This is a genomic window from uncultured Kiloniella sp., assembly GCF_937128705.1.
Classification (GTDB): Bacteria; Pseudomonadota; Alphaproteobacteria; order Kiloniellales; family Kiloniellaceae; genus Kiloniella.
Genome location: NZ_CAKZMP010000180.1, coordinates 1 through 12,523, shown reverse-complemented (window position 1 = coordinate 12,523; position 12,523 = coordinate 1). Strand labels below are relative to the sequence as shown.

General features: G+C 43.4%; 9 protein-coding genes. All 9 read left to right on the top strand.

All coding sequences use genetic code 11. The features are described from left to right. A partial coding sequence (locus Q0241_RS09820) for a hypothetical protein (protein WP_299376763.1) occupies positions 1 to 613 on the top strand: 613 nt, incomplete at its 5' end. Next, entirely contained in the window at positions 519 to 1,979 is a 1,461-nt protein-coding gene (locus Q0241_RS09815; RefSeq protein WP_299376760.1) for a terminase family protein, read from the top strand. The genes Q0241_RS09820 and Q0241_RS09815, both read left to right, overlap by 95 nt. A 3-nt stretch (positions 1,980 to 1,982) precedes the next feature. After that, positions 1,983 to 3,596, top strand: a complete 1,614-nt coding sequence (locus Q0241_RS09810; RefSeq protein ID WP_299376757.1) for a hypothetical protein — start codon at positions 1,983 to 1,985, stop codon at positions 3,594 to 3,596. Then, positions 3,586 to 7,764, top strand: a complete 4,179-nt coding sequence (locus tag Q0241_RS09805) for a hypothetical protein (protein WP_299376754.1) — start codon at positions 3,586 to 3,588, stop codon at positions 7,762 to 7,764. The genes Q0241_RS09810 and Q0241_RS09805 overlap by 11 nt, the downstream gene beginning before the upstream one ends. A 44-nt stretch (positions 7,765 to 7,808) precedes the next feature. Then, complete coding sequence (locus Q0241_RS09800; RefSeq protein ID WP_299376751.1) at positions 7,809 to 8,351, top strand: hypothetical protein; 543 nt, start codon at positions 7,809 to 7,811, stop codon at positions 8,349 to 8,351. A gap of 140 nt (positions 8,352 to 8,491) precedes the next feature. Further along, on the top strand, positions 8,492 to 9,508 hold the full coding sequence (locus tag Q0241_RS09795; protein WP_299376748.1) for a DUF5309 family protein: 1,017 nt from the start codon (positions 8,492 to 8,494) through the stop codon (positions 9,506 to 9,508). Between the two features lie 63 nt (positions 9,509 to 9,571). Then, positions 9,572 to 9,892 carry a hypothetical protein gene (locus Q0241_RS09790; protein ID WP_299376745.1) on the top strand — a complete coding sequence of 107 codons (321 nt, stop codon included), beginning with the start codon at positions 9,572 to 9,574 and terminating at the stop codon, positions 9,890 to 9,892. Positions 9,893 to 9,900: 8 nt separating this feature from the next. Then, positions 9,901 to 10,485 carry a hypothetical protein gene (locus Q0241_RS09785; RefSeq protein WP_299376743.1) on the top strand — a complete coding sequence of 195 codons (585 nt, stop codon included), beginning with the start codon at positions 9,901 to 9,903 and terminating at the stop codon, positions 10,483 to 10,485. Then, the coding region (locus tag Q0241_RS09780) for a hypothetical protein (protein WP_299376740.1) at positions 10,485 to 12,523 on the top strand (2,039 nt) is incomplete at its 3' end. The genes Q0241_RS09785 and Q0241_RS09780, both read left to right, overlap by 1 nt.

Here is a 12,523-nt window from a genome sequence, read left to right as displayed (position 1 = left end):
CACATCGATTTTTATATTAAAGGAATGCAGCCTGTGCTTTGAACACACAACAGGGGTGAGAGTCACCAGCATCAGCTCTATCTCTACACATACGTTCGATCCCCCCCTCATAACAAATCAAATCTCTAGATCTTTGATCATCATTTCATTACCATTCTTCCATACTATACTGCCCCCACCTTCCCTTTGTCTTTTGCTCTCTCTGTACCAGGTGATCGCACAAAATTTTTTTGGAATGTGGTATTATAATTTCATGGATACTGAAACAGAGGATCAACCACAGCAAGCCCTTTTCGATACTAGTGGCGAAAAATACAATATAAATTTTGTAGACCAGAACCAGCCGCTTTTTATACCAAACAATCCCCTGCACTGGAAGGCGCATAAATTGCAGATATTACTTGCGCGGCTCGATAAGCAGTCAACTTCAAACCCCGCTCAGTTTAATTCGCGGACTTACATTGACACATTAGCTGCTTATGAAGAAGCAATTGAAAAAATTAAGCAGAGGGCATTGAATGAAAATATGGAATCGGGAAGCGTGGATAGAGTCGGGAACGGAAGCTCAGCGAAAGTACACGGCGACATTGAACCCATTAGCATGGGTTCTTGAGTATCAGCCTACAATTTTGCTGCCTGGTAAGGGTCAGATTCCGCTAGAGCCCTGGCCTTTTCAGCAGACTTTTATGGCCTGCCGGGACAGGTTTCGTATTATCAACAAACCAAGACAATGTGGCATATCTACGATTGTTGCCGCAGAGGTCGCGTGGGAATTTGATAATGTCCCGGGCGCTCAGATTGTTATTATTTCGAAAGACAAAGATGCGGCGATTAACTTTCATACATACGTGTATAACATCTTGAGATCTGTCCGAAAAAATAACCCGAATGCCCCTAAGTTGGTCAAAACGAACGAGAGAGTTACGACCAACGAAATCGGCGCAAAAATTTCGAGCCTTGCGTCCTCGAAGGAATCGGGGCGATCATTTTCTGCAACCCACCTTGTCTTTGACGAGCTTGCTTTTATCGAGTATGCAGAAGACATTTGGCAAGCTGCCAACGCAACTTTATCTCAGACAAAAGGCCGCGTGACTGCCATTTCAACTCCTAAAGGTCGCGCAAATTTATTCGCGCAAATTTTTGAATCTGAAAACAACATGGGTTTTACGACATTCCAGTATGCTTGGTGGGATGTTCCAACGTATAACCCCTGTTATGATGAATATATGAAAGCGAGAGAGTCTGACGATAAAGGGCTCGTAAAAAAAATAATCGCGAAAGCAAAGCTTGGTGAGTGGTATCGCACGAACCGGCCAAAATATACGGATCTTGCGTGGCGACAAGAATTTGAAGGCGAATTTGATGCTAACGTGGGTACTGTTTTTTCAGTTAGACAGATTGAAAAAGCATTTGTGCGCAACTATTTGAAACAAAAAGACGACCCAAGAGGTGCAATAACTGAGTGGTGGAGTATTCCGAAAGAGGAAAATCACCAGTATGTACACGGTATTGATCTTGGCCGCAAAAACGACCCGACAGTAATTTGCGTTTACGATGTCACCAATAAGCCTGCTAAAATGGTTGAATTTAAATATGTTGAGGCTGGATTTTGTGAGTGGAATGAAATTCTTGCAATTTGCCGGGAAACGGTAGAATTTTGGGACACCGTAGGCGAGCATGACGGTACTGGTGTTGGCGATAGCATAAGTGAAGGATTAGACGGCTTTTCTTACCCTTTTATGTTTACAAAAACGTCGAAACAAAATATGATAGAGCTAATGCAACACGCTTTTGATTTCAAAATGGTTCAAATTCCAAAAATTCCCCTGCTCTTTCGTGAGCATCAGCGCTATATTTGGGACGACAAAGACATTGTGCAGGATACGGTTATGGCTAATGGTTTGGCAATTAAACAATTTCACGAAAATGATGATGTATTTTCCGGCTTCGCCGAACTTCATTTTGTGGGCGAGGTGTAAAACGTGAAGAAAAAAACAATTGACGAATTAAACTCAGAGCTGGGCGACTCAATAATAAATTTCCATGATTACCATGGGGATATGGAGTTGAACAGAAGTTATTATTTGCATTCAGCTTTTTATAAGCCAAAGGCCGGCGATACTTCCCTTCGCAAAGATTTGACAATAAACCTATTAAAAGTTTTTGCTGATAAAAACATTCATTATACTTCCCCTTTTCCTGGTATAAAAGTGCCTTCAAGCCCTTTAGATCGAGAAAATGCTTCAATTCGCGAAAAAATTTTGTATGCTGTGCATAGTAAATCTAATACCCCGCTGCTTCAGCGCCGCTGGGCTAGAGATGCAACAATTTTATCTGCGGCCATTTCCGAAGTAGGATTTGATAAAAAAAATCGCTGCGCGACTGTAAGTCGTTACGACCCGCGCCACTGTTATTGGCAGCTTTCAAACGACAACGACAAAAGAGTAATGGCTTTTTGGGCTGTATTCCCTATTACAAAAGCAGAGTGTGAAGCCCGGTACGGCAAAACTCCGACCGGTGACGGTTCTCTTCCTGTTGGTCTTAATTCTATGGGAAGGCTAAAACACATTGACGGTCAAGACTGGTTTTTGCAGGCGATAAAATGGACTGACAAAACTCGCACCGCCTGGGTTGGCGACACTATGATCGAAGAAGAACACGATCACCAGATGGGCGAAATTCCTATAGATATTTGCATGCCTTTCGATGATGTTAACGAAAACAACCACGGTAGTTTTTATTTAACTCCGCTTGTTCCACCGCAGGCGGAGCTTAATCACGTTAACAAACAGCGCGCAAGTATTGGCGACAGAATGGCGAACCCTGTAGTTTGGGGACGAAATGTAGTTACTCGTCAATTTGACGATATTAAAAGCAACCTCGCGAAAAGCGGCGGGGGCTTTGTTGGGCTTGGTCGACAGGGCGAGCTTGGTCTTTTGCAAGTAAACGATGTCAAGCTTTTGAACGAACACGAAGATCGAATCATTCAGCACATGATGAGATTGAGCGGCTTTTCTAGCGCATCTTTTGGCGAGAGCGTTGGCGCGAACACTTCCGGCGAAGCTTTAGGGCTCTATTTTACTCCGACCTCACGATTGATAGAAGATCAAAACATTGCTTGGATTGCGTTTCACCAGTCAATCAACAAGAAGATACTTCGCGCTTACGACATGAATTTAACGCGAAAAGAAACAGTTTCGCTCAGTGGTTACGCGCCCGGCGGCACTGTTCTTGGTATGGAAGACGGCCAGAAAAAATATACTACAAATTCAGCTTTTTCTGTTACGTTTGGCAAAGATCATATTGATGGTAATTATGCGAATGTTGTTACGCCTAAGGGTGTCACACCTAAAGACGAAAACAAACAGCGCGAATGGGCTCTTAATGCTGTTACTCAAGGTGTTATTTCAAGAACAACTGCGTACGAAATGTTTGACTTTTTGTCCCCGGAAGACGAGCTTGATCTTCTGGAACAAGAGCAATCGAATCCGCTATTGAACCCCGAAGGCACAAGCCAATTATTGAACAATGCCCCGACAGGAGAAGCCCCCGCGCCTGCCGTAGCTCCTGAAAGCGGCGTTTCAAATGGCTCGTAGCGCACTAGAAATACTGCAAAGTTATCAGACTAAAAAGAAACCCTATACCGGTTTAAAAGTTACTAGCGCCCCAACATATACGCGCAAACTAAAAGTAACAACCGCCCCAACTCGTAGCGTTGTCCCTAAACAGTACCCAGTTCAAAGAACCGGAAACCCTCAAAAAACTGCCCCGCGCAGTTCTTTTCAGAAAACTGTTAACCCACAAGCGCAGTCAAGCGCACAGCGCGCCGCAGTTCAAAGAGCTGCAACTCAGGCACAAATTCAGCGCGCCGCAGTTGCAGCGAAAGCCGCCGCCCAAAAAGAAGTAGCGCGCCGGAAGGAAGCGTTACGCCAGAAAGTTCAAGGCGGGCTAGATTCAAAAGTCGTCGCCAACAAAGAAAAATTAGGCTTGAGTGTTAAGAATTATAAAGAAAACCTTAATATTCGTGTTGGCGCGGATTATGCCCCAACAAAGTTAAATGTTCCCGAGTGGACGGATGCTGATCGATATAAAAGCATCATGGATGAGTGGGAAGATAAAGCCAAAAAAGAAATTGATAACTATTCTACAGATGTTTCTAGTGGTCTTTTTGGCAAGGGCTGGGATAAAATTTCATTTGGATCAGACCGCCGCAAATCATCTGCGCGCTCTAAAGCACAGGAGAGAGCCGAACATCTTTCAACTATTGGAGTGGCGGAGTACGGTCAGATGATAGATCATCATAATATTCTTATTGCTCGCTTAGAGGCAGAGTTTAAAAAGCAGCAGAAGAACTTAAATCCAACACAGCTTAACACTCTTGCCGCTGAATACGACAAGCAGATAAAAGCAAGCTTGGACAAATTGACTTATAAGGGCGCAGCTACTGAGGGTCGAATGAAGGGTTATGGCATTAAGGCCGAAGAAGAACTTTCAAGTTTGACTGGCAAGATCCTGTCCGGCTTTGGAAAAGGCATAGAAGCCGCCGGGAGAAACCCGATTTTTAAATATACTTTAGGGGAAGGCTCAGAGAGCAAGCCGAGTCTTGTTACCGCGCCCGCTCGTCTGTACAACTTTGTTGGGAACTTGAACACTAAAGACAGAGATATTTATAGAAGTGGCGGCGGATCAGACAAACGAACAGAAACCGGCAAGACGGCATGGCAAGCAACTTTTAATCAAAGAAACGCCAATATAAAACCTTATATCGATAAAGAATTTGATAAAGCTGCCGCTTTTAAGTTGCTAGAAAAAGGCCGAACTTCTTCGGGCTATAGTTTTTCGCCTGAACAAAGCCGACTTGTAAGCAAGTTTAAAGCGAGTAATGACGACACAGAAAAAACTGAACTAGCAAAAGAGTATTGGGACATTATGAACAAAAACAAGCGCTTTGAAAACAGCGCTCAAGAGTTTGCTTCTGATCCTTTGTCAGTACTAGCTGTCACCAAGGGAGCTACAGCCGCCGCAAAATCAACAAGCCTATATAAACGTGCTTCTGATGTCGCGAAGAAATCAAAAGTATTTTCATGGTCGCAAAAAGCCTCTACAAAAATAAAATACGTCAAAAATACTGTCGCTGAAAATAAGACGGTTAAAAAGCTATTTTCCGAATATAAGTCTCCCGAAGAACAACTACAAGAAGCAATAACCGCGGCGAAGAAAACACAGGGCGCAAGCCAAGATGCAATAATAGCTCGCATAAATCAGATTAATAAAAAGCTGGTTGGCAAAGAAAAGCTTGATATCTCTGTGTTTGACGATCTCGCGAAGTTGACGGACGATGAAGCTCGAGTGCTTCAAAGGACTGTAGCCGGTAAGTTGTCTCGTAGGGACGCGCTACGCTTGATAGGAAAAAACAAAGCATTTACTAGAGAGTCGTTAACGGATCTCGCCAAGAAATGGGAAGACTTTTCCGAGAAACTAAAGCTTGCGGATAATATCGGGAATACTAGGGTTGGCAAGGGCAAGGCTTTTTATTCTCCGTATACTAAATGGATTCGCGATAAAGCTGATGATCTTGACGGGTATAATTTCCGTAAGAAAAAGCGCCGCATTAATCCTAACCAGTCAGCAGAAGATTTGAAGCAAGGTGCGATAGATCGGTATTTTAAAAGCGATTTAGACAGCAAGTTTGCGAAGTCTTCTAACTATAAAAAATCACGCCTAGTAAAAGAGCGTGATGAACTGTTAAAAAGATATGATGACAGTGTTTTGCCGGCTCGCAAAAAAGCTCAAAAAGCATATGATCGAACACAGTCTAAAACTAACAAAATTAGAAAGATAGTTTCATCCCCTACCCGACTTTGGAAGAAATCAGTTTTGAAATATCGTCCTGCGTGGACTGTTAATAACACGATTTATAACGCACAAGCCGGCGTTCTTTCTGGCGGATCGGGCTATGTTAAAGAGCAAGCAAAAATGCTCAGACGAGGGTACGCCAAGAAATCACTTGCTAAGGTTCCGGCGAACGTCCGGACAAACCTAGCTAAAGAGATTGGCGGGAAGAGCAAGCTTGATAAGTTTTATGCGGCAGTTGAAAACAACCCCCGAACCGCAGCCTATAATGCTTTAATCAAAAAAGGATTTAAACCAGAAGCTGCGCTAAAGCGAGTTGATAAGTATTTTTTCAATTATAAGATCAGAAATATTGAACGTCCTGTAAAGGCAATGATTCCTTTTTATGCATTCCAAAAAAATCTCGCGAAAGCTTCGCTTACTATGCCTTTTGACACCCCAATTATGGCCAAGCTGTATAACGGTATTGATAAATACCAGAAGAACGATTTTAAAAAACAGTTTGATAAAATGATTCCTGAACTCAAAGAGTACGGCTATACAGAAGAAGACATTGAGATTTTCCGGGCAGAAAATGCAAAGTATTTTGAAGGCCGGCTGCGTGTTGGTGATAAATATTACACAACGCCATTCAATGCTTTCTCAGAAAAAGGTTTATCTGGTCTTGGGCCAAATCCATACATTGCAGCAGCTAGCGAATATGCGGCCAGCAAGGATTCTTTTGGCCGGAAGATCAAGGGCAAGGATTCAACCTTTTTAACTAGGTTACGCACAAAGTTTCCACAAGCTGATATGGGGTACGAGGCGTATAAAGCGGCCCTTGTGGATAAAGGTATTGACAGACCTGCTACCAATTATATTGGAAAAGCCGGCTCCGAAGGCTATGGGCTCACAAAAACCAAACAAGGATACGACGAAACAAAACCAAACTATACAAGGTCTTTGGATCCACGCGCAAAGACAGATCAAGATCTTGCGGCGTTCTTTGGCAAGCCTAGAGGGCTGCAATTTGATACCGAAGGATTCAAAAAAACCAAGAAGCTAGCTAAAGTTGTTGAAACATACTTTAGCAACTCAGAGCGTTGGAAGGATTTACCATACCCAACGGCAGAAAAAGAACGCCAAGCTATTTTTAAAAAGTTTGGTGTAACACCCGATGAGTTTTATAAAGGACTTCTTTCTAAATACGACAGTGAACAAACGGTTCGTATTAAAAAACAAAAAGAAACCGCTCGCGAAAAAAACAAAGCTCTATATGACGAATATGCGAAACAGCCAAAAGGCACCAAAGGACAGTGGGCGACTAAAAAGCTTGATGAATTAAACGCAGCCGGCTATTTTGACAATAACCCATTCTTGAAAGGGTTTGACTGGATCAATTCCGACACGTATTCATCAGCAGAAAAAGCCCGAACTGTTCAGGCTGCTTTGAAGAGCGGTGACTGGTCAGCATTTCGTAAGAAATACGGCTCAAAGACATCCGCTAAAGCCTTGGCTTACAGAAAAGCAAAAGCCAGCGGCGACTGGTCAGCATATACTAAAAAGTTTGGCAGCAACTACAAGCGCAAAGAGTCTCCTTATAAGTTTGAAGGTAAACATTTCAAAACTGCCGCAAGTATGGAGAAATACAAGACTGGCCAATTTTGGCGCAAGTACGGTGATGCAACGCCTGAAGTCAGAAAGCAACTTCTTGCAGAAAACCCTGAATATAATCAGCGCAAAGACTGGACTCAGAAACAGTGGGACGAGTGGAAGACTCAGAAAAAGGCTTCACAAAGGGTTGCTGTTAAAGGCTATTCAAGATCGGCTGCTGCATATAAGAGAAACCTTGAGCGAACTAACCGGGATGCTGAAAGATTTAAGAACTTGCGCGAATATAAAAGAGGCCGGAAAAAAGTTGTATATGCTTAAGATTACTGGTATATTTTAAAGGTATCAATTAACAAGGAGTAAGTATGGCTGAAAGTCAAACGACTCCCGAGAACACAGATCCGGCAGGGACTGGTGGCGAACCAAAGAGTACGCCAGCGACAACCCCGCCAACAAAGGATGTTCCGGGGACAACAGACGACAACGAAACAGTGACTATAAAGAAGAGTGACTTGAAGAATCTTCAATCACAGCGCGATAAAAATCGCAGCACTTCTGATGAGGCACTAGAAAGAGCTACTAACGCCGAGCAATATGCTGCCGAGCAGATGCAGAAAGACGACATTAATGAGTTTCTTTCTGATCCAGCGAATAAGGAGAAATATCCTGACGTTGAACTATCTGATTTGAAAGCAGCAACATCTGATGATCAGTTCGAAGAACTGGCCGCTCAAACACAAGCTCGCGTTGATAAAGCAGCCCAAAGACGACTTGGAGATATAGAAAAGGCGGGTACGCCCACCATGTCCCCTGAGGACAAGGCTGCCAAATTGAAGAAGCTTCGTGAAAACCCGAGTACTAACTCACTAGAACAAATGATCGATCTTCAGCAAACGCCTACAAAATAATATTTTAATTTTGAAGGAACTTATATAACATGTCATTTGTAGCAGGTGCTAAAACAACTTTCAGCGATTCCGCTGATCATATTCTCGATCTAAAAAATGGCCTCGATTTTCTCGATGCCGGTAACCAGAACATTGCGCTTTTGAAGCGACTTGGTACGAACGGCTTTACGGCTAAATCTACTAAGCACGAATGGACAGAAACAGCTCTTGCTGTACGTGAAGAAACTGTAACGATTGCCAGCGGTGCAACTACGCTTACAGTGAATGATGCTTATCAGTATCAGGTTTATGAACTTATAAAAATTGAAGACGAAGTATTACAAGTTAGTGCGATTGCCAGTGCAACCACACTAACAGTAACTCGTGGTGCTGCCGGTACAACCGATGCGACACATACATCTAAAACAGCAATAAGCCTTGGTACTGCGGATCCTGAGAACGCACAAGCACAAGCTGCTGTAGCAGATAATGGCGCTCGATTGTATAACTACGTGCAGACGTTTACACGAGGAGTAGAACTTTCAAATGATGAGATTGCGCAGCTTTCAACGGCTGGCAACCCTATGACTGGCCAAGTAGCGCGCCGATTCATAGAAATCAATAGACAGCTTGCAAAAGCAGTTCTATACGGAGTTCGTTACGAAAATTCTTCTACTAAGACTCGTTACATGGGCGGTTTAACACAGTTTGTTACAACCAACGTAACCGATGTCAGTGGAGCTGTAACAGTTGCAGCCATTGATGCGAAGATTCTTGCCATTGTTGAAGCCGGCGGCGATCCAAAGCTATTGGCTATGTCTCCTAGACAGAAGCAAAAGCTTGATGCTCTAGATGCTAACCTAGTAAGGATTGGCAAGAAAGACCCACAGTCAAAAGTTGGGGGCAACCCGAACACTATGACTTGGCAAAGTGGTATCTTGTCGCACGATCTTGATATGATTGTTGATCAGTCTATCGCTAAAGATGAGTTGTGGATCCTAGACACAGAGCATCTTGCAATCGGTCACTATAGCAACAACGGTGTACAGGGTTCATTCCATACGGAAGATGCAACCACACCAGGCCAGGACGGACAGCACAAAGTTATTCGTGGTAAGTACACACTACGAGTTGGCCAGGAAAAGGCACACGCACGACTATACGGTTTAACTACCTAGAATAGTGTGATTTAATAACGTGGGGGCGTGATACAGCCCCCACATAACTTTGAAAGGTACGGCATGGCTAAGAAGTCAAAAGATACTACGATAGAAGAGAAAGAAATAGACACTCTTGCAGATAAGAGTTTTTTTAAATCCACGATTGCGGGACTCTCCATACACTTAAGCAATGACGAAGACCGCTCACAGGTCGGAGTTGATGCAGTGAGGTTTGTCCCGCATAAGGCCAAGAACGAAGAAGGCGAAGATGTAAGATTTGGCCTTCTAGCAACAGACGATACTGGTGCTATAGAAGTTCTTGACGGTGCGAGAAGTGTTGTCGCGATAGATCGCGAAGAATACGAAAAGCTACTCGAAAAATCAACTAGAGTTCCTTACTAGGGGCTGTAATGACAAAAGCACAAGCATTAGCGGCAGCCAAGTCAAAACTTGCGCTAGACGACATAACCACATTTGACACAAAGATAGAAGACTTCTTTGAAGCTGCTGTCGCACGTTTGTACCCTAAAGTACAAAAAGAGATTGGCGCCCAGACAGTTGCGGCAGCACCAGACACATACGGTGAAGTCACTATAGATTTATCTGCTCTTACTACTCCATTAACTGATGTCCGTCTTGTTGAAGCTTATGAGTCTTATTATTATCCTGTGGATTCTATTTTCCGCCACGGCACTTCCCTGCGCATTCAGCAACTTAATACTGCTGTGAGCGCTTTTCGCATTTACGGACTAGAAAAGTTCGCAGTAGTGTCTGATGATGTTCCCGGCCTTCCTGGCGAGTTCTTCCTTCCGATAGTCTGGTATATGATGTCAGAATTTTTTGATTATTTACTAGGCGACAAGTCTCGCTATAATATCTATGCTCAATCATCTGGCGCTAGGGCTGTAGATAATATGGAAAGTGAAGCAACATATTACGCAGACAAAGCAGATGAATACATAGAAGAAAGAGCCCAGCTATACGGTAGTCAATAATGGCATTTGATAATACTAAATATGACGTAGCAATAAATGGCGTTGGTTACCGGATTGGCAGTTATCAAAAAAGCGTAGCCAATAGCTTTATACCTCGAATCGGTGGCGGCGACCAAGAAGAAACAGATTTTTCTTTACTTAGATCTAAAACAATAGACAACTTTTCAGGTGGCCAACTACAAAGGTTTTGGGAAGACGACACTTCTTTTTACGGCTCAGAAGGTCTTTACCCCATTTATGATGACGGTTCTTTGTACCCTGTTGCTGCGCCAGTCGCCGAAGACGGTCTTTTAGGCGGCACAAAGGCCGCGGCGTACGCATTTTGTTCTTCAAAAGACTATACTTTTATAGCATCCCGGACGTTCAACACCGCTACTAATAGGATTGTGCGGATTGATAAGTCTGGCACAGAAGTAGCTTTAACGCTTCCGGCTTCTCTTTCAGGGGTTACTGCAACCATAAGTTCAATGGTTATTTGGAACAATAATCTACATATAGCAACAGCTACAAACGGCCACTGGTATATGTCGCTCTCTTCTACAACTGTGACGGAAATCACAGCCGGTAGTGGCTACTATTCACAGCTAATAGTTTGGAAGGGTCAACTTTATGGTACGTCCGGGCTAAATTTGAATACTAATCTTTATCGTTATACTGGCAATACCTCAAGCCGGTCTTATGTCTTAGTTGGTAGCACTGGCAAAACAGACGGCGACACCACCGCGCAGCTGTTTTTATATGGCAATAGAATTTATATGTCCCGGCAAGACGGTCTTTATGCTTATGACGGCATTGGCTTGGTAACTGTGCATGATGCCTCTTCAAGTATTGATGAGCGCAACTTCCGCTTCCCTACTCAGCTTAGGGGCTGGTTGTATTATTGGATGCCTGACGGAATGTGGCGAACAAACGGCTCAATAGTAGAAAAGATGTATGACATTTCAGAGGTTGGGTTTCCGCAAGATGTTTGTGTTGGCAAAGATCGTATGTGGATGATATATCGTAACTCAAGTGTTGAGGGGTCAACTCGCTTTGACCGCCTCATGGGTTACGACTACACCACCGGTAACAACGTAGACGGAAGAGTGGCTGTATTTAATGGTTCTGGTATGTATACATATGCCAGAACTAGCACCTTTGTTAAAAACCCGGGCTCTGACGATGTAGAAGATCAAGGCGCAGTTGATCGTGTTTGGTGGTTTAACGACAAACTATATGTTCTTTTATACTATGAAAAAACTATAGGAAACGCTTATTTTGAAATAGATACTGATGAGCTTAATTTAACCGGCCAAAAGTCTTGGCGGCTGCTTACTTCAATATTTGACGGTGATTTTCCTATGGTAGATAAATCTCAAGAGAATTTTGAAATAGTTCTTGACGGCGACACTGATTCAATAGACCCAACAGACACAATGGATCTTTATGTAAGAAACGATGAGTTTGATCAAGAAGGTACATGGACAGATCTAGGGGACTTCTTAGCAGAAGATGATTTGAAGATAGACACGCACATCGAACAGCCAGCCGGGTACGGATTTAGACAGGTTCAATATAAACTAGAAGGCACGACTACGGCCGGCTTTGGCATAAGAAAGTTTGTATCTCGGTATTTGCTAGCACCAGAGATACGTTGGGAATGGACAATGGTTCTTAACTGCTGGGGCGACTCAGACACAGAGCCACTGAAGCTTGCTGACGGCACAGAAACAGCAAAGATAATAACCCAAAACCTAAGAGGAAACATTTATAGGTCTGCTGTAAGTGAATTTCCTGTTACCTTTATCGATATAGATCAAGTACACATGGACACAACAGGAGTATTAGCTGCTACTGCTACTATACCGTTACGATCTACGGACTTGTTTAGGGACAACGGCGGCTCATACCGCCCCAAGCTTGGCTCTGGCGGCTTTATTACTATAGAAGATGAGGTTGTGCATTGGGACTCTATTTCAGGTAGCGAGCTTGTGGCAAAGAAGCGCGGCGCACTAGGAACTACTGCGGCAGATCACGATGCTAATGTTAAAATATTTCC

Coding starts and splice junctions, on each gene's coding strand:
- Q0241_RS09815 (WP_299376760.1), top strand. CDS start 519: ATGAAAATATGGAATCGGGAAGCGTGGATAGAGTCGGGAACGGAAGCT.
- Q0241_RS09805 (WP_299376754.1), top strand. CDS start 3,586: ATGGCTCGTAGCGCACTAGAAATACTGCAAAGTTATCAGACTAAAAAG.
- Q0241_RS09800 (WP_299376751.1), top strand. CDS start 7,809: ATGGCTGAAAGTCAAACGACTCCCGAGAACACAGATCCGGCAGGGACT.
- Q0241_RS09790 (WP_299376745.1), top strand. CDS start 9,572: ATGGCTAAGAAGTCAAAAGATACTACGATAGAAGAGAAAGAAATAGAC.
- Q0241_RS09785 (WP_299376743.1), top strand. CDS start 9,901: ATGACAAAAGCACAAGCATTAGCGGCAGCCAAGTCAAAACTTGCGCTA.